Below are 20,796 nucleotides of genomic sequence, written 5' to 3' on the forward strand. Positions count from 1 at the left end.
CCTGCTCAAAGGCAACCGCGGCATGGCGACCCGTTACGACAAGCTCGCCGTCCGCTACGAAGCCGTCGTCATCATCGCTGCGATCAATCAGTGGCTCAAGGCCTTATGAAACACGGCCTAGGAGGACGGCGGCCAGCGCCCGGCCGGTCTCCTGCCCGCCGTGGGAGGTCCACACCACCGCGGGCAGGTGCTCGTCGGCCCAGTCCAGGGCGTAGGGGTAGCTGCTCATGGTGACGAGCACGGTTTCGGGGCGCACCTCGGCAACCGCGCGCAGCAGCGCCTGATCCTTCCGGGCGCGGTCTCGGTCTTCAACATCCTGGTGCTCCGCTCCTTCTACTCCGGCACCGCGGGCGAGATGATCGACGCGGCGCGGATGGACGGCGCGGGGGACTGGCGGATCCTCTGGTCCGTCGTCCTGCCCACCTCTCGGGCGGTGACCGCGGTGATCACGCTCTTCTACGCCGTCGGCTACTGGAACTCCTTCTTCAACGTCATGCTCTACATGCCGACAGAGACCGAGAAGTGGCCGCTGCAGTACGTGCTGCTGACCTACGTCAACCGCGGCGTCGGCATGCCCGGCACGGTCAACGCCGGCTTCGGCATGGCACAGTCGCAGACCGCTCCTCTGTCACTGCAGATGGCCGTGGTGGTGCTGACCCTGGTGCCGCTCCTGATCGTCTATCCGTTCGTTCAGAAGCACTTCCGGACGGGCGTCCTGACCGGCGCCATCAAGGGCTGAGCCGATGGTGACCATCGCCGATGTGGCCAGGGCGGCGGGCGTCTCCCCGAGCACGGTCAGCTATACGCTCAGCGGCAAGCGCCGTGTCTCCGCCGAGACCCGGCGGCGCGTCGAGCGCTGCGTGATCGAGCTCGGGTATCACCCGAACGCGGGCGCCCGGGCGCTGGCGGGCAAGCGCTCGCACATCCTCGCCCTGGCCGTGCCGCTCCGCAGCGACGTGTACGTGCCGATCATGATGGAGATCGCCGCCTCCGTCACCGTGGCGGCCCGCAGGCACGGCCACGACGTCCTGCTGATCACCAATGACGAAGGCCCCGACGGCGTCCGTCGCCTGGCCGCCAGCGGCCTGGCCGACGGCGTGATCCTCATGGACGTCGAGCTGAACGACCAGCGCATCCCGACGCTGGGGGCCCTGCGCACCCAGGCGGCGCTCATCGGCCTGCCCGACGATCCCCGGGGGCTGTCCTGCGTCGACCACGACTTCTCCGCCGCCTGCGCGCTGTGCGCGGATCATCTGGCCGAGCTGGGCCACCGCGACATCGCCTTCATCGGCTACGGCTCCGGCATCTACCGGCGGCACGCGGGATACGCCGAGCGCACCCTTGCGGGGTTCCGCGCGCGTGCGGAGGAGCGCGGGCTGCGCTTCCTGCACCGTCCCTGCGAGGGCACCAACGAGAGTACGGCGGGTACGCTCGGACGAATCTGTCCGACAGGCCTGACACGACCGGCTTCGTGGTGCAGAACGAGGGAGCCATCGGGCCGCTGCTCGACCTCCTGCGCGCCGGCGGGCGGACGGTTCCCGAGGACGCGTCGATGATCGCCCTGTGCCCCGAGCATCTGCCTGAACGGTACGCGCCCGCCCTCACAGCGGTTACCGGCCTGCGAAGGAGCTCGGCCGGATCGCTGTCGAGCAGGTCATGTCACGGATGACCACGTCCAGGCGCGGCGAGCGGCCCACCGACGAAGTGGTGCTGCTCGCCCCCGCCTGCCGCGACGCCGCGGTGCGCATCGCCACGGCGCTCGCGGAGCGGTACGGCGGCCACGCGCGCCCCCACGATCGACCAACCGATGAAAGGACCACACGGGGTGTCAGACCCTACCCAGACGACTCCCGCCGTCGCCGATCCCGTGATCGCCGGATTTCATCCCGATCCCAGCATCTGCCGGGTCGGCGACGACTACTACCTCGTCTGCTCGAGCTTCGAGTACTTCCCCGGCGTGCCCGTCTTCCACAGCCGCGACCTCGTGCGCTGGACGCAGATCGCCAACGCCCTTGAGCGACCGAGCCAGTTGCACCTGTCCGCCGACACCCCCTCGTCGGGCGGGGTCTACGCGCCCACGCTCCGCCACCACGACGGCCGGTTCTGGCTGATCGTCACCGTGGTGAGCAAGGGCGGCGGCAACATGCTGGTCACCGCCACCGACCCCGCCGGGCCGTGGTCCGACCCGATCCGGCTGCCCGGCGTTCCCGGCATCGACCCCGACCTCGCGTGGGACGACGACGGCACGTGCTGGTGCACGTTCGCCGGGATCGGGCAGGTACGCATCGACCCGCGGACCGGAGAAACGCTCGGGTCGCCGCACAAGCTCTGGTCCGGCACCCCGGGCGCCGCGGCCCCGGAGGCGCCGCACCTCTACCGGATCGGCGAGTACTGGTACCTGCTCATCGCCGAGGGCGGCACCGAGCGGGGCCACGGCGTCTCGATCGCCCGCGGGAGCGCGCCCGACGGGCCGTTCGAGCCCTGCCCGGCCAACCCGATCCTGACCCACCGGGGCACGGACCACCCGGTCCAGAACACCGGCCACGCGGATCTCGTACAGGCCCCCGACGGAACCTGGTGGATGGTCCTGCTCGGCGTACGGCCCCGCGGGGGCACTCCCGGCTGGCACGTCCTGGGCCGCGAGACCTTCCTAGCCCCGGTGACCTGGGAGGACGGCTGGCCGGTCGTCGGCGCGCTCTCGCCGGGCACCCCGGTCGGATCCGCGGCGGGCAGGGACGACTTCGACCTCGCCGAACTCCAGGCGTACTGGATCTCGGTGCGGAGCCGCCCCGAGGACCTCTGCAGCACGAAGGAGCGGGCCGGTTGGCTGACGCTCCGCGCCCGTGGCGCCTCCCTGGACGACGCGGACGTGACCTTCCTCGGGCGCCGTCAGCAGCACCTGGAGTGGTGCGCCCGGACCCTGATCGACCTCTCGCAGGGGCGCGGCGGTCTCGCGGTCCGGCTCGACGAGCGGCACCACTACGAGATCGAGGCGGGGGATGGCCAGGTGCGGGTCATCGCCCGCATCGGCTCCGTCCGGACCGTGGTGGCCGAACATCCGGTCCCCGCCGGTCCGCTGGTGCTCGGTGTCCGGACGGACGAGTCGCAGCCGCCCCACGACCCGCGCACCGGGCCCGACGCTCTCTCGTTCGGGGTGGAGACCGAGGACGGCGGCTTCACCGTGCTCGCCACCCTCGACGGCCGCTATCTCTCCACCGAGGTGGCGGGCGGCTTCACCGGCCGGGTGATCGGCATGTACGCCGCCGCCGGATCCGTCCACTTCGACTGGTTCGACTACAAGCCTCCGCCCTTTGCCTGATCGCCCTGTGACCACAAGTGTCCACTCAAGGGAAGGAAAGAAATGAGGGAGAACCAGCACACAGCGCGCCACCGCTTAGGAGGGCTCAGGCGCGCGGCCGGCCTGGTGATCGCGCTGATCACTGCTCTCGGCCTGGCGAGCGCTCCCGCCGTCGCCGCGACCGACGACACGGCGCCGAGCACCACTCGCGCCGACAGCGCGATGGACGTCGTGGCGGCGATGCAGCCCGGCTGGAACCTGGGCAACACGCTGGACGCGATCCCGGACGAGACCTCGTGGGGCAACCCCCAGGCCACCAAGGCCCTGTTCGAATCCATCCGATCCCAGGGATTCCGCAGCGTCCGCATCCCCATCACCTGGACCGACCACCAGGCCGGCAGCGCGCCGTACACCATCGACGCGGCATGGATGTCGCGCGTCAAGCAGGTGGTCGACATGGCGCTGGCCTCGGGCCTCCACGTCCTCATCAACGTCCACCACGATTCGTGGCAGTGGATCGCCACCATGGGCACGGACCACGACCAGGTGCTCGCCCGGTTCAACGCCACCTGGACCCAGATCGCCGCCGCGTTCCGGGACGCGCCGCGCAAGGTGCTCTTCGAGAGCGTCAACGAGCCGCAGTTCAACAGCGGCACCGACGAGCAGAAGGGCCAGATGCTCGCCGAGCTCAACCGCTCGTTCCACGGCATCGTCCGCGGTTCCGGCGGCGGCAACGCGACCCGGCTCCTCGTGCTGCCGACGATGGGCACGACGCCGTCTCAGGAGCTCATGGACAAGCTGGTCGCCGAGATGAACGCGCTGGGCGACAACGCCTGCTCGGCCTCGACGTGGACATCAACGCCGTCCAGCGGGGCGAGAAGCTGAAGTTCTTCGAAGCGCTGGGCTACCAAGCGCGAGCCAAGAGGCTCACCACGATGTGGTGGGACAACGGCCAGCACCTCAACCGGGAGACCCTGCAGTGGAGGGATCCCGGGCTGTTCGCCCAGATCAGGTCGAGCTGGACCACGCGTTCGGGTACGGCTTCCGCCGACTCGATCTACGTGCCGAAGTCGAGCGCGATCGCGGCCCAGTCGCTCACCCTGAACCTGAACGGGACCGCGTTCCGTGGGCTCTGGCAGGGCACCACCATGCTGGCCCCGGGTAGGGACTACACCGTCTCCGGCGGCAAGCTCACGCTCACGGCGGCGGCCCTCACCCGGCTGGCCGGCGACCGGTCCTATGGCGTCAAGGCGACGATCCAAGCCAGGTTCTCCCGGGGCATCCCCTGGAAGATCAACGTGATCAGCTACGACACCCCGGTGCTGTCGAACGCGACCGGCACGGCGCAGTCCCTGACCATCCCCGCACAGTTCCGGGGTGACCAACTGGCCACGATGGAGGCCAAGTACGCCGACGGCAGCAACGCCGGGCCCCACGACTGGACGTCCTACAAGGAGTTCGGCAGGGCCTTCTCTCCCGACCCGGCCAACGACACCATCCGCCTCACCTCGGACTTCCTCGGTTCCCTGCGCGAGAACGCGCCGGTGTCGCTCACCTTCCACTTCTGGAGCGGCGCGCTCGTCACGTACCAGGTGACCAGGTCCGGCGACTCGGTCACCGGCACCACCTCCTGACCGGATGCCACCGCCCCGCGTACCGGATCACCGGCACGCGGGGCGGTGTGCTTCTCAGGAGGTCGCGGTGAGGATGAAGGCGAAGTCGGCGGCCCGCACGTCGAGCCGGTAACGGGGGAGGACGCCGGGGCCGACCGCCTCGGATCCGAGGCCGTGCACGACATGGTCGGTGTGCAGGTAGATCAGCGGCTCGGGGACCAGGTCGGTCTGGTGCCGGGCCGCCGCGAGGTGCCGGTCGCTCCAGCGCCGGGCGGCGAGGCTGAACAGCGGGTCACCCTCGATGCGGATTCCCGCGCCCGCCCGGTCGGTGATCTCGGCCCATCGCACGTCGGCGCGAGTGCCGTTGTCCTGCGGGCGGACGTACGGGGTCTGCAGCTCGTCGACCGTGGCGTGAAAGCGGCCGATCCGCGCCGCCTGCCGGGAGTCCGGGTACGCTTCGCCGGGTCCGGCGCCGAACCACCGGACCTGAGACCATTCCACTGGAAGCTTCCAGATGAGGCCGATGCGCGCCAGGAATGGCGCCTTGTCGCGGTGGAGGAGTTCCTTGCGCTCCCCGTCCGGCAGGTCGGGGTCCACCGTCACCTCGGAGAGGGTATCCGCTCGCTCCGGCCAGTAGCCGACCGGTTCGGTGCGCACCCGTACCCGCAGGCGCTGCCCGTCGGTGTCCCAGCGGTACGTGCTGAGGTAGCCGCAGTCGGAGTTCGCCGCCGAACTGCGCACCACGACGGTCAGGCCCGCATCACCCGCGTCGACGGACATGGTGCGGTGGCGCAACCGGTCCAGGCCGCGGTCCTTCCAGTACCGGGCGTCGCCCTGCCCCCATGAGAGGTCGTTGTCCGTGGGCGCGCGCCACAGTGCCAGCCGCGGGCCGTCAAAACGGTGGTCGCCGAGGCTGACCAGCATCCCCGTACGTCGGTCGAAACGCGCGGGGCCGAGGACGATGTGCTCGCCGGCCGGCACGGCGGATACCCGGGTATCGGTCAGGGCCGCGCGGGCACTGGTCCCGGTGGGCGGAATCTGGCCCCATGCCACCACATGGCCCTCGGGCGCCCACGCGGTGGGCTTCGCCAGCTCAGCCTGCACGGTCAACCATCGTTCGCCTTCCTCGTACGCCTCGGGGACGGGGATCTCGATGCGCTCCCCGGCGGCGAGGTGCGGCAATGCGAGCGGCCCGTCGGCGACCGGGACCCCGTCCCGCGAGAGCGACCAGGTGAACCGCAGGTGGGACAGGTCCAGGAAGGTGTAGCGATTGCGGATCGAGATGCGTCCCGGGCCGCCCGCCTCGATGACGACGGGTTCGTTGACCTTCTGATACTCCAGCATGCCCGGTGACGGCGTCCGGTCAGGGAACATCAGGCCGTCGCAGATGTAGTTCCCGTCATGCAGGTCCTCCCCGAAATCGCCGCCGTAGGCGAAGAACTCACGGCCAAGGGCGTCGGTGGAGCGCAGGCCCTGGTCCATCCACTCCCACACGAACCCGCCCTGGACGCGCGGATGCTGTTCGCACAGCCGCATGTATTCCGCCAGGCCGCCGGGGCCGTTGCCCATCGCGTGCGCGAACTCGGTGTAGACGAAGGGCTTGCTGTTGCGCGGTTCGTCCGCAGGGTCGCCCGCGCCGTCGGTGGCCGGATAGAACATCTCCCCGGGCCGCAGCCGTCCCTGACCGATGCGGTGGACGACGGCCGGGGTACGGTACATCTCGCCGTAGATGTCGACGTAGCGGGCCAGCCGGTCGCCTTCGTAGTGCACCGGCCGGGACGGGTCTCGTTCGTGGATCCACGCCGCCATCGCCGCAAGGTTCTGCCCGTCGCCGGCCTCGTTGCCGAGCGACCAGGCGATGACGCTGGGGTGGTTCTTGTCGCGCTCCACGGTTCGCCGGATGCGATCCACATAGGCGTCACGCCACTGCGGATCGTCCGAGGGATTCCGCTGCCAGGGCTCGGGGCGCGTCCGCTCGAACCCGTGGGTCTCCAGGTCGCACTCCAGCATGACCCACAGGCCCAGTTCGTCGCAGAGCTCCAGGAAACCGGGGTGGGGCGGATAGTGCGAGGTGCGGACGGCGTTGATGTTGTGCTGCTTCATCAGCTCCACGTCGCGGCGCATCAGCTCCCTGCTCATCACCCGCCCGCGATCCGGGTCGAACTCGTGCCGGTTGACGCCGCGCAGCACCACCCGCCGCCCGTTCACCGTCAGCACACCTGACTCGTTGATGGCGACGGTGCGGAAGCCGAACCGTACGCGCACCTGTTCGGCCGGGGTGGCGAGGGTGGCCTCGTACAGGAACGGGTCCTCCGCGCTCCACGGGCGCACCTCGTCGAACGCGAACGTCTCCGTAGCGGGGGCGGCGACCACCCCGAGCAGCGGAATGCCGATCTCGACGGGCGCCCCCGCTGCCACGTCGAATCGCACCCGCCCGCCCCCGCTGGAGACGTCATAGTCGGCCTGCACGAACACGTCCCGGATCCCGCCGACGGGCCGGGCCAGCAGCGCGACATCGCGGAAGATCCCGGACAGCCGCCAGGTGTCCTGGTCCTCCAGGTAGGTGCCCGAGGAGTACTGGTGGACCCTGACCGCCAGGACATTGCGCCCCGGACGCAGCGCCTGCGAGGCATCGAACTCCACCGGCAGGCGGCTGCCCCGGCTCACACCCAGCTCCACCCCGTTGAGCCAGACCCGCGCGCACGAGTCCACTCCCTCGAAGCGCACCACGGCAGGCGTCCCGTCCCACGATCCCGGCAGATCGAAGACGCGGCGGTAGTCACCGGTCTGGTTCTCGTCCGGGACGAACGGGGGATCCAGCGGAATCGGGTAAGGGATGTTCAGATATGCCGGTTTGCCGTACCCATGGAGCTGCCAATGTGAGGGAACGGGAAGCCTGTCCCATCCCAGGTCGTCGTAGCCGGGCAGCTCGAAGCCGTCCGGCTCGTCGAGCCCCGTCCGGGAGAAGCGGAACGCCCAGTCGCCGTTCAGGTCGAGCCACGGGGCGTCCGAAGCGAGGACGGCGCGTGGCGCCAGGCTGCCGTAGCCGGGCGAGAAGTCTTCGAAGTAGCGAGGGGGCATGCTTCTCCTCAAGGCAGCGCGAAACTTTCTCGCGAAACCGTACTATCGAATATCTCTTGCGGGAAGCCGCGCCGTACCAGCCATGTCAGCCAGGCCCCGGCTGCACCAGCCGGCTGTGCCGCGCTCGCCCGCATCGGTGCGCAGGCGGAAACGGCGACTTGCCGTCAGAGATGCGCCTCATGCGTCAGGTTAACGAGCGGAAAGTTTCGTCGGGCTTGCTCTATAGTTTCCTTAGTTCGGAGGTCTGCCGCCCCGCGTCGGACAGGGGGCTGTGCCGAGGGCCTGGCCGCCCTGGCAGCCGGCGCGAGGTGGGCGGGGACAACCCGTTGCTGACCCACCGCTGATGAGGAAGGGTGAACGTGACGGACAACCGATCGGGCGAACCGGCGGCCGACGAGCAGAGCCCGCGCGGTGACGGACCGGCGTCCGTGACCATCGCGTACATCGCCGAGTCCGCGGGCGTCTCGATCCCCACCGTGTCGAAAGTGCTCAACGGACGTTCGGGGGTCTCGGAGCAGACTCGTGCCCGTGTCGAAGAACTGATCAACCGGCACGGATACCGCAGGCCCGCGGCCAGCCGGAGCAACGTCGTGGAACTCGTGTTCCGCGAGCTTGAGCACATGTGGGCCGTGGAGATCATCCGCGGTGTGGAGCAGGTGGCGCGAAAGAGCCGCGCCGGGGTCATGGTTTCGGAGTTCGGCCTCCACGGCACGCCTACGATGTCCATCGACGACACGGTCGGCCGGCGCCCTAGCTGCGTCCTGTCAGTGGCCCAGCTCTCGCCGTCCGAGCGTGACAAGTTGAAGGCGAAAGGCATCCCGTTCGTCGTCTTCGACCCGATCGACGAGTTGCCGGACGGCGTCCCCTTCGTGGGCGCCACCAACTGGAGGGGTGGCCAGACGGCGACCCGTCACCTGCTCGAACTGGGACACCGCCGCATCGCCATGATCAGCGGCCCGGATCATGTCTTCTGCCGCGCCAGAGTGGCCGGCTACCTCTCCGCGCTGGCTGAAGCCGACGTGCCCGCGGATCCCGCACTCCTGGTCAAGACCCTTCTCACCCGCGAGGACGGCTGCGCCGCAGCGCGCGAACTCCTGTCCAGGCCTGACCGGCCGACCGCGATCTTCACCGCGAACGACATGCAGGCGCTCGGCGTCTACCAAGCCGCTCGCGAGCTCGGGCTGTCCATTCCCAGGGACCTGAGCGTGGTGGGCTTCGACGATGTTCCGGTCGTGGCCTGGGTCGATCCGCCTCTGACCACGGTTCACCAGCCGCTGAACGAGATGGCGGCCGCGGCCACCGAACTGGCGCTGGCCATCGGCCGGGGGGAGTCGGTCCCCCGGATGGGGCTGGAGATCGCGACGACTCTCACGGTCCGCGAGAGCACAGCACCACCGAGGGACTGAGCTGTTCCGGCGGCGGCGGATCGCCGGGGAACTCGCCGCCCTGGGTTACCGGGCGAGGGCTTCACTGTGTGGATGATCTTGAGCAAGGCCGGCGCCGAGAACTTCTCGATCGGGTCCTCATCGTTTACACCCGCCACTTACGGCGCGTGCCGGCTGCGTACGAGGCCCACTTCAATGAGCATCGCCCGCATCGCTCCCTGGGCCGGGCCGCTCCGCTGCGAGCCCTTCCCGACTCGGTCGAGGACGATATCGAGGTCATCCGGCGTGACCGCCTCGGTGGCCTGATCCACGAATACGCGCAGGCCGCATAGGGCGGCCGAGTTCTTGGCACCCACACGGTGAAGCGCTCGGGGGAGCCGTGGTCCTCGGTCACGGGACGTCTTTCTCGGAGAAGGGCGGTCAGCTTCAACGGCCGACGCCGCGCGGGCCTCGCTCTCGTGGGGCTGCCCGGCGTTGCGGGCGCGGCCGGTCCTGATGCCCCCGGGTGTGGCCGGGGGCCGAAAGCGGTCAGTGGCGCTGGCGGAGTTCTTCGTTGATGCGCAGCGCCTCGGCGAGCTGGTCTTCCAAGATGATGATGCGGCAGGCCGCTTCCAGCTGGGTGCCGGCGTCGACGAGTTCGCGGGCGCGGGCGGCCAGGCGCAGTTGGTAGCGGGAGAAGCGGCGGTGCCCGCCCTCGCTGCGTAGCGGCTCGATCAGCTTGGCGGCGCCGAGGCTGCGCAGGAACGCCGGGGTGACGCCGAGGATCTCGGCGGCCCGGCCCATGCTGTAGGCGGGATAGTCCTCGTCATCGAGCCGCTGCCCGAGACCGCCGGCCGCTTCGACCGCCTGGACCGGGTGATCGGCTGGGTGAGCGCCGGTGGGGCTGGGCTGCTCCCGCCTGGAGGCGGTGACCGTTGCCTGAGGTGTTTGATCCATTCAACCTTCCCGAATGCGAACAGGGGCCCCGGCGCCATGATGCGCCGGGGCCCAGAGGTTAACACCATCGACCGGCCCTGCCTGCGTGCTGCAGGGGCGGTTCACCTGTGCCGCACCAGCCGCCCGATGCGGGGGTGCGGGGATCGCGTAAGCGTGACCGTAGACCACCGTCCTGTTCGTGGAGCTGCGGTACCCGTGCGGCGACATGCGGCCGGCGACGGGCGATCCTGATGGCGTTCAACACTCCCTTCCAGTTATCCGTACCTCGGCACCCCGACCGCTGGCGCCGACTTCCTACAAGCAGCAGCGCGTCCACCGCCCCGGCCCTCTTGCTCAACCACACTGGCCGCGGCAGTCCGACCTTCTGCCCTCTACCTCGTTCTGTACTGCTGTGTTCTGTACTGCTGTCCACGTCCGTCCGGGCAGCCCCATCGTGGTGCTCGTGCTGCGCTGCCCTCGTGGATCCGTCCCTTGCAATGTCAGAAACTCTAGCCGCCCACAGCGCAAATGTCTACCGTGGCGACTACAGATTTTCTTTCGCTCTCGAGGTGGCGGGGGATGGCGATGGGCGAGGACCACGACGGGGGCACGGCTCCTGGACAGCCTCGATCTTCGTCGGCTTGATCGCGCCGGATTGACGATTCTCCAGGGCAGGGTGCTCGTGTCAACCCTTCTTCTCGCCCGTTCCATGGGGTACCTCAACATCGTTCGGCAGCTTGCATCCATTCATGGCTGAAGCTAACATGCGAGCCAAGTTGGAGGTTTTTCTGGAGAGCTCGCGAAGGGAGTTGGACATGCTGCTCACATCCATCGACCCGTTCATCCAGGAGTTCGAGCGCCAGTTCGGCCAGCTGGCCCGCCGGACCTTCGGCGCCGGCACGGGCGCCGTCATGCCGATGGACGGCCTGCGCCGTGACGACGACGTGCTGCTGACGTTCGACCTGCCCGGCATCGACCCCGAGTCCATCGAGGTCACCGTCGACCGCGGAGTGCTGAGTGTCAGCGCTCGCCGCGAGGAGGAGATCCCCGAAGGCGAGCGGGTCTTCGTCCGCGAACGCCCCATGGGCACCTTCACCCGCCGCGTCTACCTGTCGGAGTACCTCGACAGCGACAAGATCGACGCTGGGTACGCCAACGGCGTGCTGAAGGTCCGCATCCCCGTGCTCGAGCGGGCCAAGCCCCGCAAGGTCGAGATCCAGCAGGGCGACGTCAAGGCCATCCGGGCCTGATACGCACGTTCATGGCAAGGGCGGGTGCCGACGGGCCCGCCCTTGCCATTCGAGAGGAGGTCCGGATGGCCGGCATGCCGTTCGACGATGAGCACGCTCCGCTGTACTCCCTGGGTCAGGTCGCGGAGATGCTCGAGGTGCAGCAGGCCTTCCTGCGCCGACTCGACCAGCACGACGTGGTCAGCCCGCACCGCTCCCCCGGCGGGCAGCGCCGCTACTCCCGCCACGACATCGGGCTGCTGCAGCACGTCACCACGATGACCGGCCAGGGAATGACGCTCAACGCCATTCGCCGCATCCTCGAACTGGAGCAGGAAGTTCGCGAACTGCGTGCGGCCCTGAAGCGACCCACCTAGAAAGGAGGCACCTGCCATGATCGAGACCGCTCCGCCGATCGCATCTGCGGCCGCGGGCGGCGACCGGCCGATGGTCGGCTTCTACGACACCTGCGAACAGGCCCGTGAGGCGGTCGCCTTCCTGGCCGACAACGGTATTCCGGCGCACCGAGTGGGCATCGTCGGGGAGAACCTGCGCCTGATGGAGAACGTTCTGGGCCGGATGACCACTCCCCGTGCGGCGGGCATGGGCGCTGCGCTCGGCGCCTGGTTCGGCCTGCCTTCCAGCCTGATGGTCCTCCTGGTCGCGGGCCCGTGGGCGGCGCTGCTGGCGGGGATGGCCTTCGGCGCGCTGCTCGGCGCCGCCTTCGGCGTGACCGCGTGCTGGGCCGCGCGCGGCCGAGGTGACCTGTTGACCAACCGGTCGCCGGTAGCCGCCCGCTACGCTGTCGTGGCCGACGTGGCCATCGCCGGCGACGCGCGCAACCTCTTGATCAAGCACGGCTGGCGCACCGGCTGAGCCGGCAGGCGCCTCCCTGCCGATGTCCGTGCCTCATCGGGCCCCGGCGAGACATCGTACGCGGGAACAGCCCCGGACGGGGTCAGCCCGTTCGGGGCTGTTCCCGCGCAGGTGCCACGTTCTCCGTCGGCGGCGAGAGCGGCTGCACCGACTACCCGCTCTCCCGGGACGACGAAGCCAGGGTGCTCAACCAGGTGACGCGCGCCAAATGGTGACAGAGCGGCCGAGCGCGGAACGAAGGGGCGGTCTCCCTCTGACCAGCACGTTCCTTCCGCGCCGCCATGCCCCATCCGCGCGACACGACGGGCGCTTTCACTGGGCTCTGTCACGGCGACGCGCCGTGCGCAACGCCAGCGCCGTCAGAGTGAGGAGGACGAGCGCGACCGCGATCCACCACGGGCCGAGCCCGGCCACCCAACCGGCGATGGTTGCCCGCACGGCGGTCGCGGTGCCCACGAGGGGGTCGTCGGCCTCGGCGCCCGCGAAGACGCGCAGCTCGTACCAGCTGTAGTACAGCACGTACAGGCCGGCGAGGACGAGGAGCGCGCCGCCGGCCCTGGACACGTACGGCAACAGCCGCCGCAACCGGGCCACGACGGCGGTACGGGCGAGCGCCACCGCCAGTGACAGGGCGGTGACCACCAAGCCCATGCCGAGCGCGTATGGGGAGAACGCCGCAAGCCCGCCGGCCAGGCCGGCGCCGGACAGCGCGGCGGAGGTGACCGCCAGAAACGGACCGACCGTGCACGACAGAGAGGCCACCCCGTACGACAGGCCGTAGCCGTACAGGGACAGCGGGGAGGGTGGGCGCCGACGCCTTGTGCATGGAGCAGGAGTTGCGGGTGCACAGGCGGGAGCCAGGTATGAACGAGCGCAGGGCTGCAACGACGGGCACAGCCGAGCCGATGGCTGGTGGCGGCCGGATGGATCCGGCAACCGAGGCGTTCCTCGCCCACCGCAACCTGCTGTTCACCGTCGCCTACGAGATGCTCGGCTCGGCGGCCGACGCCGAAGACGCTCTGCAGGAGACCTGGTTGCGGTGGGTCAAGGTCGACCTCGGGCAGGTGTCCGACCAGCGCGCCCACCTGGTGCGGATCGCCACCCGGCGCTCGCTGGACCGGCTGCGCGCCATGAAGCGCCGCAAGGAGGAGTATGTCGGGCCGTGGCTGCCCGAGCCACTGCTCACCGCGCCGGACGTGGCCGAGGACGTCGAGCTCGCCGAGAGTGTGTCGATGGCGCTGATGCTCGTCCTGGAGACACTGTCGCCGATCGAGCGCGCCGTCTTCGTACTGCGCGAGGTCTTCGACGTCGGCTACGAGGAGATCGCGGCCGCCGTCGGCAAGACCCCGGTGACCGTACGCCAGATCGCGCACCGGGCCCGCCGGCACGTCGATGCCCGACGGCCTCGCGAGGTGGTCTCCCCGAGCCAGGCCCGGGCGGCTGTTGAGTCCTTCCAGCGCGCGCTCGAAACCAGGGATCTGCAGGGCCTCCTTGATGTGCTCGCTCCTGAGGTCGTCCTGATGAGCGACGGCGGCGGCGTCAAGCAGGCCGTGCCGCGGCCGATCATCGGCGCCGGCAAGGTGGCCCGCATGATCATCGACGGCCTCGGCAAGGCCCAGATCGCGCTCACCAGCGAGCCCACCGTGGTCAACGGCAACCCCGCACTCCTCCTCCGCGTGGACGGCGAGATCGACGGCGTCATAGCAGCCCGTGTCGAGGACGCCCGCATCACCGGCCTCTACTACGTCCGCAACCCGCAGAAGCTGACCCGCATCGCATCCGAGACCCCACTCACGCTGAAGTGATCCTTCGGCCGCCGCGCCGTGATCACGACGCCGCGACGAAGAACGTCACCAGCGAACTCGCCGGCCTGAAACTTCCGGTCGAGCGGGGCTGCCCGTTCGCCCCGCCCACAGCCTACGAACGGCTGCGCGAGCGGGCGCCGATCAACAAGGTCCGCCTGGCCGGCGGCAGCGAAGCGTGGTGGGTGTCCGGGCACGAGGAAGGCCGTGCCGTCCTCGCCGACGGCCGCTTCTCCTCCGACAAGCGTAAGGACGGCTTCCCGCTCTACACCCCTCGATGCGGCGACCCTGCAGCAGCTCCGCAGCCAGCCGCCGTTGATGCTCGGCATGGACGGCGCGGAACACGCCGCGGCCCGCCGTCAGGTGATCGGCGAGTTCACCGTCAAGCGACTGGCCGCGCTGCGCCCGCGGATCCAGGCCATCGTCGACCACTTCATCGACGACCTGCTCGCCACCGACCATCGCCCGGTCGACCTGGTGCAGGCACTGTCCCTGCCGGTGCCGTCACTGGTCATCTGCGAACTGCTCGGCGTCCCCTACACCGACCACGACTTCTTCCAAAGCCGCACCACGATGATGGTGAGCCGGACCTCGCTGGAAGACCGCCGGCGTGCCTTCGCCGAACTGCGCGCCTACATCGACGACCTGATCACCCGCAAGGAGGCCTGAACGGACAGGCCACCAGCCGCAAACGAGCGTGACAGCGATGCTCAGTGAGAGGTTCACCCTTCGCCATAAAGGTGGAAGAGGTCAGCGGCGAGTGGACCCTCCAGCATGGGTCCGCCGGGAATCGAAGAGGGCTCGCACCGCGGCTTCATCGCCTTCGATGTCGACGAGCCCATGGGTGTCGTCGAGGCTGAGCCCACCCGCTGCCAGCCCGAGAATGACGGAGGCGTCAGCGCGCACGATGGCATCGAGATCGCCGCCGGCATGCACGGTCACCTCTATGCCCGAGCGCGTCGCCCGCACTTGGAGCAGCCGGCCGTCGACCTCGATCCCCACCGTCGATGCCCGGTGTGCGGCCCTGTCGGCGAGCAAGGCGCGGAGGCCGACGGCGAGCCATTCGGCGTGGAAGCGGTCGCCGCCGGGGCCGCGCGCCATGAGCGGCGTGGACCAGCGGATGAGGCTCTCAACCGGCTCTCGCAGCTCGGCGCCCCATGGGGTGAGCGCGTACACGATGGCGTTGCCCTCCTCGGCCAGTCGCCGCTCGACCACTGCGGCGCTCTCCAGGTTGCGGAGACGGTCGGCGAGCAGGTTCGTGGCCATGCCGCCGAGCCCGTCGAGCAGCTCGCGGTAGCGGGCGGGAGCAATGAGGAGTTGGCGGACGATGAGCAGATTCCACCGGTCGCCCACGACATCGAGCGCCCGGGCGAGACCGCAGTATTGGCCGTAGCTCCGACTCATAGCGGCCACTTTACATTCTCAAGCCCGCCTGACAATATCCAGCACAGCGCACGGCAGGGGCGTGGTCACCTTGCCCGGGCCATGGGACGGCCACCGCCACCGGCACTCACGCCACAGGAGTGAAACGATGACCGCCACCCCGTCTCCCAGGAGAGGCCCAGAGTCGGACGCCCAGGAAGGCGCCGGCACGGTCCCGGCTGCGACGCACAGCGGTGCCTCCGACACCCTGGCCCAGGCTCGTGCGGCGTTGCGGGACGTTGTTCCCCGTCTCGTCGAACTTGTGCGGAGCGTCCCTGACGCCGACGCCGATTCTGTCGGTAATTGGACGGTGGGCGATGTCGCGGCTCACCTGGCTCATGTTTTCCGCTTCGACACCGACGCCGTCGCAGGAAGACCGGTCCCGCAAACCACGGTGACGAGGGCGGGAATGGCCGGGGCCAACGCGAAGCTGCTGGCCGAGGACGGCGAACGGGACCCGGCTGTCCTCGCGGATCGCATCGGCACGCTGGGGAACGAGTTCGACGACATCGCGTCGCGTTCGCGAGCGGCCACCGTCGATTGGCTGCAAGGCGTCCGCCTGCCGCCTGCGGCGGTGGCGTGTCACCTGCTTGAGGAATGCCTGATCCATGGTCATGACATCGCCGCGGCCACTGGGTGCTCGTGGCCGATACAGCGTCACCACGCCCTGCTCGCGGTCGAGGGTGGCGTGCTTCCGCTCATCGCGGCTCTACCGCCCACGGCCTTGTTGGACCAGGAGAAAGCTCGATCCTTCCGAGCCCGCTTCGACCTGCGCCTACGTGGAGGCGGGCGTACGTTGATGGTCTTCGACCGCGGTTCGTTGACACTCGACACGGAAGGCGCACGCGACGTCGACGCACACCTGTCTGCCGACCCCGCGGCTCTCATGCTGGTGTTCATCGGCCGACAAGGTATAGGGAAGCCCCTTCTCGAAGGCAAGCTCGCCGCCTGGGGCCGTCGGCCATGGAAACTCGCCCGCATGCTCACTGTCATCAGCCCCCCGTAGCCCATCCGCCGCGCCACCGACCATGTGAACCTTCGGGTCTCGGTCGAGCGTCATCGATTTTGCCGGGGCCGGCCGAGGAGGTTCTGCCGTCCGGAGACGCGACGGCAAGCGGCCCACCCCTGCTTCGGACCGGCGCCAGACCGTCACTCGGTCACCTACGCCTTTGCCGTCAGTGGCCGGGCCCGAGATATGGATGCGAGCGCGCCCTGGGCGTCGGCAACTGAGACACATCACCTTGCTGTCGGCTCCGGCCCACGCTCCACTCGGGGGTTGCCCTCCAGTCGTTGACCTCCTATCTTGGAACGAGCGATCCAAGATAGGAGGTGGCGCATGCCGGACGTCAAGCACTTCGACCCGGAGGTGGCGCTGGAGGAAGTGGTGCGCCTGTTCTGGCGGCGCGGCGCCGATACCGCCGGCATCGCCGAGGTGGTGCAGGCGACCGGGCTGAGCCGCTCCAGCCTGTACGCGACATTCGGCGGCAAGCATCGATTGCAGGTGGCCGCTCTGCGCCGTTACCTGGAGCGGCGCTCACGGCCGGTGTTCGACGCTCTGGCCGCCGACGGCCGCGGCCTGCCCGCCATCGCCGGCTTCTTCGAGCAACTGGTGGCTGCGCGCTGCACCGGTGAGCATGCCCGCTGGGGGTGCCTTGTCACCAACACGCACGCCGGAGCCGCCGGCGAGGTAGTCGAGGTCCGCGACGTTCTGGACGCCCACCACGCCGCCCTGCGGGACGCGATGCGCGCAGCGCTGCGGACGGCACGCGAGCACGGGCAGATGCGTCCCGGCCTGGACGTGGAGGCGGGCGCGGAGACGCTGGCGCTGCTGGCCTACGGGGTCAACCTGCGCTCGCGGGCCGGAGCCGAGGCAGCCGACCTGCTGGCGGGCGTGCACGCCGTACTGGATGGTTTCACCCACATTGAGGAGAGATGATGATCGATTTCCGTGTGTACGACGAGAGCGACGCCCCCGAGGCGGCCCGCCCGATGCTGGAAGCGGCCAAGAAGCGGATGGGGTTCGTGACCACCCTGAACGGGGTGATGGCCGAATCGCCCGAACTGCTGGCCGGCTACAACGCCCTCGCCGAGCAGTTCGGCAAGTCGTCCCTGCCGTTGCAGGCCAAGCAGGTCGTGCTGATCACCGCGAGCGTGGAGAACGGGTGCGAGTACTGCGTGGCCGCGCACTCCACGCTTGCGCTCAAGGCACGGGTGCCCGCTGAGGTGGTGGAAAACCTACGCACGGGCAAGTCACTGCAGGAGCCCGGACTGGAGGCGGTGCGCCGGCTGACCCAGCTCATCGTCGCCCGGCGGGGTTGGGTGGACGACACCGACATCGAGGCGTTCCTGGCAGCCGGTCACACCCGCCGCCAGGTGCTCGACGTCATCCTGGGGGTGGGGATGAAGACGCTGTCGAACTACACCAACCACATGGCCCACACCCCGCTCGACCCAGCCTGGCAGGACCAGGAGTGGGGTCGCTGACACAGCCGACCGCGCGTGTCCGGACCTGGGCGACGGAACGGGAACGGATGCCAAGCCTCTCCATCCGGCGTGAAGCCGTCAAGGTTGATCTGTGAGAACAGGCTTGGCGTACGTTTTCGTTCCGCTGCACTTCGCCCCCGGGTCCCGCAGCCGGATGGAGTGCTCATTCCGGGCCGATCAGCTTGGCGCCGAGGGCCGTTGCTCGTGGACACCCCTGACTGTCATCACCGCGCTGAACGGAGGTCGGTCGGCGGTGCAGGCTTGGCGGTGTTGCGCCGTGGCCGAGCTGGGGCACCCGGATCGCGGCCATGACCGCGGGGAACCGCGGCGCGTCGCCGCGCTGCCCAGCCGTCAGCACCAGCGCCAGGAGCCGCTGCCCCTGCTCACACGCCAGGTGCAGCTTGGTCGACAGACCACCGCGGGAACGCCCGAGAGCGTGATCGGCAGGCTCGGACCGCACCCCGCCGGGCGGCTCGGCCCGCAGCTCGCCGCGTCGGGATGCGCCTGCCGCGTGCTGATGGGCCCGGCAGAGCGTGGAGTCCACTCCGACCTGCCGGCCGATCAAGCCGACGGCATCGGCCAGAGTCTGCAAACGGGTGAGAACCTGCTGCCAGATGCCGCGCGCTGCCAGCGGCGAGACAGGCTGTAGACCGCCCGCCAAGAGCCGTAGCACTCCGGCACATCCCGCCACGTCGCGCCGACCCGCACCCGCCAGCGGATCCCGTCGATGAGCTGGCGCTTGGTCAACTGCGACGGCCGACCTGGTCGTTGGGGCGCAGGCAGCAGCGGCTCCAGCCGTTCCCCCCGCGCATCGGTGAGGTCGAACCGCCGCGTCACCGCTGAGGTGGCCACGAGGTCTCCGGTGGCAGGTTCTTCATATGCCCGGATCGGCGGTGAGGACGCTCTTGCCAAAGGCGAGCATGTTGACGCCGTTGGAGCGGCATGTTGTGATCCACACATGCGTATTTCGTACTAATTTAGTAGGAAATCAGGTGGTTATGAGGGTCCTTCAGCGTGCCGCCGCGGTTGTCATGCTCCTGGTGAGCGCGGCGGGCATCCAGGCCGTGCAGGGTGGACCGGCGCAGGCGGCTCTGCCCACCGCCGCCGTCGCGCTCGGCGACAGCTTCGTCAGCGGGGAGGGCGCGGGGGACTACCAGCCCGTTGTCGACGCCTCCGGTACGGCACAGGCCTTCCCCGGCTGGTCGGCGGCCAACAGCAACGCCTACTTCTGTCACCGGTCGGCGAACGCCTCGGTGTTCACGGCGTCGCTCCCGGGCATTCAGCAACGTTTCAACCTCGCGTGCTCCGGCGCCCAGCCCGCCGACATCGCCACCCCCGCAAGCGCCCGGCCCGAGGGCCGCACCGTCGCCTCGCAACTCGATCAGCTGCGCACCCTCGCCCAGACGCACGATATCGACGTCGTCCTCGTCGGCCTCGGCTCCAACAACACCCAGTTCACCTTCGGCGACGTGGCCACGCTGTGCGCCAACCGCTTCATCGCCGACGCCTGGACAGGCTGGTGGGAGTTCTGGGCCTATCTGAAGGGCGAGGTGCCGCAGAGGCCCTGCACCGCCTCGGACCTGGCCACCGACACCGAGGTCGCCGCCGCCACCACCGAGACCACGGCGGCCCTGCGCCAGATCCTCGACACCCTCGCCGAGATCGACGCCGACGGCACCCACCAGGTGATTCTGCAGACCTACACCAACCCGCTGCCGCCCGACATCGCCCCGCAGTACCACGACGAGGACGGCCGTACCGACACCCGCGACAAGTTCCGCGCCCTGGGCGCCGAGCGCTACGCCGCCGGGTGCCCGATCCACCGTGCGAGCCTCGCCCCTGGGCAGGTGTTCTCCCAGAACCTCGGCTCCCTGGTCAAGAACGCGTATGCCACGCTGGCAGCCGAACGCCCGGCGGCCGACCTGCGCGTACTGGACGTCCAGAGGGCTTTCGACGGGGCCAGGCTCTGCGAGAACCCCGACAGCCCGGCGGGCGCGCTCGCGACGCCGGTCCGGGTACAGGACGGGCCGTCCGGCACGTTCATCACAAGCCTGTCCGGCTGGGACAAGATCGGTATCCAGCGGGCGGCGAACACCTGCGTCACCTACTTCCAGACCTGCCAGGAGTCATGGCACCCCAACGCCGCGGGCCACACGATCCTCGGCCAGTGCCTGAGCGGCGCCTTCGCCGCGGCGCCCCGCGCGATCGTCACGTGCGCCCGTAACGCGGACGGCACGCTCACCATCTCCTGACGTCTCCTCAGCTTCGCGTCCGGCTGTCTGGGCCGGACGCGTCGCGGGGCAGGCGATCGGTCCGGGCAGCGCGGCGAGGACGGCGCCGCCCGAGCTGCCGTCGGCGCAGGCACGGCTGGGTGTTGCTGCCGGCACTGGCCCGGCTCGGCGATACCGCCCGGGGACATGGCCACACCCGACGAACCGGATCTCGACCCGCCCACGGCCGACGGCCGGCCGCCACCTCTCAACTGATCCACTCCGCCGGTGATCGCACGGCATCATGCCGGCTGTCGGCCTCGCATGCCCAACGGGCAACCCCGCACGTGCTCACAGCGGTGCACCACCACCAGCGCCCTCCGCCGGCGGCCTCACCCGCGGACCGCTGTGTACGCCGAGCACCGTCCGGACTACGCGCACGCTGCGATGCACTCGGCGCTCGAGCCCGGCCCCCGTGCTC

Annotated in this window: 22 protein-coding genes; 15 read left to right on the top strand and 7 right to left on the bottom strand. The window is 69.6% G+C overall.

The features are described 5' to 3' along the window. Nucleotides 1-103: 103 nt before the first annotated feature. The gene (locus ACFKCF_RS54165) at nucleotides 104-616 is read right to left on the bottom strand and encodes a glycoside hydrolase family 3 C-terminal domain-containing protein (protein WP_394504427.1); all 513 of its coding nucleotides are present in this window, start codon (nucleotides 614-616) and stop codon (nucleotides 104-106) included. 127 nt (nucleotides 617-743) lie between these two features. Here ACFKCF_RS54165 and ACFKCF_RS54170 point away from each other — a divergent pair, with 127 nt between their 5' ends. From ACFKCF_RS54170 to ACFKCF_RS54185, 4 genes are all read left to right on the top strand, one after another. Beyond that, nucleotides 744-1,556, top strand: a complete 813-nt coding sequence (locus ACFKCF_RS54170; protein ID WP_394504323.1) for a LacI family DNA-binding transcriptional regulator — start codon at nucleotides 744-746, stop codon at nucleotides 1,554-1,556. A gap of 269 nt (nucleotides 1,557-1,825) precedes the next feature. Beyond that, nucleotides 1,826-3,319, top strand: coding sequence for a glycoside hydrolase family 43 protein (locus tag ACFKCF_RS54175; RefSeq protein WP_394504325.1), 1,494 nt, complete (start codon nucleotides 1,826-1,828; stop codon nucleotides 3,317-3,319). Nucleotides 3,320-3,361: 42 nt separating this feature from the next. Continuing rightward, nucleotides 3,362-4,183 (top strand): glycoside hydrolase family 5 protein, encoded by an 822-nt coding sequence (locus tag ACFKCF_RS54180; protein WP_394504326.1) that lies wholly within the window; start codon nucleotides 3,362-3,364, stop codon nucleotides 4,181-4,183. Next, nucleotides 4,147-4,932 carry a X2-like carbohydrate binding domain-containing protein gene (locus ACFKCF_RS54185; RefSeq protein ID WP_394504328.1) on the top strand — a complete coding sequence of 262 codons (786 nt, stop codon included), beginning with the start codon at nucleotides 4,147-4,149 and terminating at the stop codon, nucleotides 4,930-4,932. Before ACFKCF_RS54180 ends, ACFKCF_RS54185 begins: the two co-directional genes overlap by 37 nt. Nucleotides 4,933-4,986: 54 nt before the next feature. Here the strand turns inward: ACFKCF_RS54185 and ACFKCF_RS54190 are convergent, their stop codons facing one another. Next, nucleotides 4,987-7,992, bottom strand: a complete 3,006-nt coding sequence (locus ACFKCF_RS54190) for a glycoside hydrolase family 2 TIM barrel-domain containing protein (protein ID WP_394504329.1) — start codon at nucleotides 7,990-7,992, stop codon at nucleotides 4,987-4,989. Nucleotides 7,993-8,351: 359 nt separating this feature from the next. Between ACFKCF_RS54190 and ACFKCF_RS54195 the strand changes: the two genes are divergently transcribed. Together ACFKCF_RS54195 and ACFKCF_RS54200 are read left to right on the top strand one after the other, a co-directional pair. Further along, nucleotides 8,352-9,398: a LacI family DNA-binding transcriptional regulator gene (locus ACFKCF_RS54195; RefSeq protein WP_394504331.1), complete on the top strand. Its 1,047-nt coding sequence runs from the start codon at nucleotides 8,352-8,354 to the stop codon at nucleotides 9,396-9,398. Between the two features lie 68 nt (nucleotides 9,399-9,466). Beyond that, nucleotides 9,467-9,709: an integrase core domain-containing protein gene (locus tag ACFKCF_RS54200; protein WP_394504333.1), complete on the top strand. Its 243-nt coding sequence runs from the start codon at nucleotides 9,467-9,469 to the stop codon at nucleotides 9,707-9,709. Nucleotides 9,710-9,905: 196 nt separating this feature from the next. On the opposite strand, the gene ACFKCF_RS54205 is transcribed toward ACFKCF_RS54200, so the two are convergent. Then, a complete protein-coding gene (locus ACFKCF_RS54205; protein WP_225966405.1) occupies nucleotides 9,906-10,160 on the bottom strand; it encodes a MerR family transcriptional regulator in 255 nt (84 codons plus the stop codon). Between the two features lie 947 nt (nucleotides 10,161-11,107). Between ACFKCF_RS54205 and ACFKCF_RS54210 the strand changes: the two genes are divergently transcribed. The 3 genes from ACFKCF_RS54210 to ACFKCF_RS54220 all read left to right on the top strand — a co-directional run bounded on the left by ACFKCF_RS54210 (nucleotide 11,108) and on the right by ACFKCF_RS54220 (nucleotide 12,397). Continuing rightward, the gene (locus ACFKCF_RS54210; protein WP_394504334.1) at nucleotides 11,108-11,542 is read left to right on the top strand and encodes an Hsp20/alpha crystallin family protein; all 435 of its coding nucleotides are present in this window, start codon (nucleotides 11,108-11,110) and stop codon (nucleotides 11,540-11,542) included. Between the two features lie 65 nt (nucleotides 11,543-11,607). Next, entirely contained in the window at nucleotides 11,608-11,898 is a 291-nt protein-coding gene (locus ACFKCF_RS54215; protein WP_394504336.1) for a MerR family transcriptional regulator, read from the top strand. A gap of 16 nt (nucleotides 11,899-11,914) precedes the next feature. Then, nucleotides 11,915-12,397, top strand: coding sequence for a general stress protein (locus ACFKCF_RS54220; protein ID WP_394504338.1), 483 nt, complete (start codon nucleotides 11,915-11,917; stop codon nucleotides 12,395-12,397). A 312-nt stretch (nucleotides 12,398-12,709) separates the two neighbouring features. On the opposite strand, the gene ACFKCF_RS54225 is transcribed toward ACFKCF_RS54220, so the two are convergent. Further along, a complete protein-coding gene (locus tag ACFKCF_RS54225) occupies nucleotides 12,710-13,159 on the bottom strand; it encodes a hypothetical protein (RefSeq protein WP_394504340.1) in 450 nt (149 codons plus the stop codon). 161 nt (nucleotides 13,160-13,320) lie between these two features. Between ACFKCF_RS54225 and ACFKCF_RS54230 the strand changes: the two genes are divergently transcribed. Continuing rightward, on the top strand, nucleotides 13,321-14,202 hold the full coding sequence (locus ACFKCF_RS54230; protein WP_394504341.1) for an RNA polymerase sigma-70 factor: 882 nt from the start codon (nucleotides 13,321-13,323) through the stop codon (nucleotides 14,200-14,202). Between the two features lie 324 nt (nucleotides 14,203-14,526). Then, on the top strand, nucleotides 14,527-14,868 hold the full coding sequence (locus ACFKCF_RS54235; RefSeq protein ID WP_394504343.1) for a hypothetical protein: 342 nt from the start codon (nucleotides 14,527-14,529) through the stop codon (nucleotides 14,866-14,868). An 81-nt stretch (nucleotides 14,869-14,949) separates the two neighbouring features. Here ACFKCF_RS54235 and ACFKCF_RS54240 read toward each other — a convergent pair whose 3' ends face one another. After that, nucleotides 14,950-15,603 (bottom strand): winged helix-turn-helix transcriptional regulator, encoded by a 654-nt coding sequence (locus ACFKCF_RS54240; protein ID WP_394504344.1) that lies wholly within the window; start codon nucleotides 15,601-15,603, stop codon nucleotides 14,950-14,952. Nucleotides 15,604-15,730: 127 nt separating this feature from the next. Here ACFKCF_RS54240 and ACFKCF_RS54245 point away from each other — a divergent pair, with 127 nt between their 5' ends. The 3 genes from ACFKCF_RS54245 (at nucleotide 15,731) to ACFKCF_RS54255 (ending at nucleotide 18,105) form a co-directional block, all read left to right on the top strand. Further along, nucleotides 15,731-16,627 carry a maleylpyruvate isomerase N-terminal domain-containing protein gene (locus tag ACFKCF_RS54245; RefSeq protein ID WP_394504346.1) on the top strand — a complete coding sequence of 299 codons (897 nt, stop codon included), beginning with the start codon at nucleotides 15,731-15,733 and terminating at the stop codon, nucleotides 16,625-16,627. Nucleotides 16,628-16,957: 330 nt separating this feature from the next. Next, complete coding sequence (locus ACFKCF_RS54250; RefSeq protein WP_394504348.1) at nucleotides 16,958-17,557, top strand: TetR/AcrR family transcriptional regulator; 600 nt, start codon at nucleotides 16,958-16,960, stop codon at nucleotides 17,555-17,557. Further along, complete coding sequence (locus ACFKCF_RS54255) at nucleotides 17,557-18,105, top strand: carboxymuconolactone decarboxylase family protein (RefSeq protein ID WP_394504349.1); 549 nt, start codon at nucleotides 17,557-17,559, stop codon at nucleotides 18,103-18,105. Before ACFKCF_RS54250 ends, ACFKCF_RS54255 begins: the two co-directional genes overlap by 1 nt. A 163-nt stretch (nucleotides 18,106-18,268) precedes the next feature. Here the strand turns inward: ACFKCF_RS54255 and ACFKCF_RS54260 are convergent, their stop codons facing one another. Both ACFKCF_RS54260 and ACFKCF_RS54265 read right to left on the bottom strand, forming a co-directional pair. Beyond that, nucleotides 18,269-18,697 (bottom strand): hypothetical protein, encoded by a 429-nt coding sequence (locus ACFKCF_RS54260; RefSeq protein ID WP_394504351.1) that lies wholly within the window; start codon nucleotides 18,695-18,697, stop codon nucleotides 18,269-18,271. Then, nucleotides 18,667-19,065, bottom strand: coding sequence for a transposase (locus ACFKCF_RS54265; RefSeq protein WP_394504353.1), 399 nt, complete (start codon nucleotides 19,063-19,065; stop codon nucleotides 18,667-18,669). The genes ACFKCF_RS54260 and ACFKCF_RS54265 overlap by 31 nt, the downstream gene beginning before the upstream one ends. A gap of 38 nt (nucleotides 19,066-19,103) precedes the next feature. Between ACFKCF_RS54265 and ACFKCF_RS54270 the strand changes: the two genes are divergently transcribed. Next, the gene (locus ACFKCF_RS54270) at nucleotides 19,104-20,357 is read left to right on the top strand and encodes a hypothetical protein (RefSeq protein ID WP_394504355.1); all 1,254 of its coding nucleotides are present in this window, start codon (nucleotides 19,104-19,106) and stop codon (nucleotides 20,355-20,357) included. The last annotated feature ends 439 nt before the right edge of the window (nucleotides 20,358-20,796 follow it).

This window comes from Nonomuraea sp. JJY05, assembly GCF_043496855.1.
Classification (GTDB): Bacteria; Actinomycetota; Actinomycetes; order Streptosporangiales; family Streptosporangiaceae; genus Nonomuraea.

What these genes read in the sequence shown, in the direction of transcription:
- ACFKCF_RS54210 (WP_394504334.1), top strand. Translation starts at nt 11,108, where the DNA reads ATGCTGCTCACATCCATCGACCCGTTCATCCAGGAGTTCGAGCGCCAG.
- ACFKCF_RS54220 (WP_394504338.1), top strand. Translation starts at nt 11,915, where the DNA reads ATGATCGAGACCGCTCCGCCGATCGCATCTGCGGCCGCGGGCGGCGAC.
- ACFKCF_RS54180 (WP_394504326.1), top strand. Translation starts at nt 3,362, where the DNA reads ATGAGGGAGAACCAGCACACAGCGCGCCACCGCTTAGGAGGGCTCAGG.
- ACFKCF_RS54270 (WP_394504355.1), top strand. Translation starts at nt 19,104, where the DNA reads ATGAGGGTCCTTCAGCGTGCCGCCGCGGTTGTCATGCTCCTGGTGAGC.
- ACFKCF_RS54255 (WP_394504349.1), top strand. Translation starts at nt 17,557, where the DNA reads ATGATCGATTTCCGTGTGTACGACGAGAGCGACGCCCCCGAGGCGGCC.
- ACFKCF_RS54235 (WP_394504343.1), top strand. Translation starts at nt 14,527, where the DNA reads ATGGACGGCGCGGAACACGCCGCGGCCCGCCGTCAGGTGATCGGCGAG.
- ACFKCF_RS54170 (WP_394504323.1), top strand. Translation starts at nt 744, where the DNA reads ATGGTGACCATCGCCGATGTGGCCAGGGCGGCGGGCGTCTCCCCGAGC.
- ACFKCF_RS54250 (WP_394504348.1), top strand. Translation starts at nt 16,958, where the DNA reads ATGCCGGACGTCAAGCACTTCGACCCGGAGGTGGCGCTGGAGGAAGTG.
- ACFKCF_RS54190 (WP_394504329.1), bottom strand. Translation starts at nt 7,992, where the DNA reads ATGCCCCCTCGCTACTTCGAAGACTTCTCGCCCGGCTACGGCAGCCTG.
- ACFKCF_RS54265 (WP_394504353.1), bottom strand. Translation starts at nt 19,065, where the DNA reads ATGTGTGGATCACAACATGCCGCTCCAACGGCGTCAACATGCTCGCCT.
- ACFKCF_RS54245 (WP_394504346.1), top strand. Translation starts at nt 15,731, where the DNA reads ATGACCGCCACCCCGTCTCCCAGGAGAGGCCCAGAGTCGGACGCCCAG.
- ACFKCF_RS54205 (WP_225966405.1), bottom strand. Translation starts at nt 10,160, where the DNA reads ATGGGCCGGGCCGCCGAGATCCTCGGCGTCACCCCGGCGTTCCTGCGC.
- ACFKCF_RS54230 (WP_394504341.1), top strand. Translation starts at nt 13,321, where the DNA reads ATGGATCCGGCAACCGAGGCGTTCCTCGCCCACCGCAACCTGCTGTTC.
- ACFKCF_RS54240 (WP_394504344.1), bottom strand. Translation starts at nt 15,603, where the DNA reads ATGAGTCGGAGCTACGGCCAATACTGCGGTCTCGCCCGGGCGCTCGAT.
- ACFKCF_RS54215 (WP_394504336.1), top strand. Translation starts at nt 11,608, where the DNA reads ATGGCCGGCATGCCGTTCGACGATGAGCACGCTCCGCTGTACTCCCTG.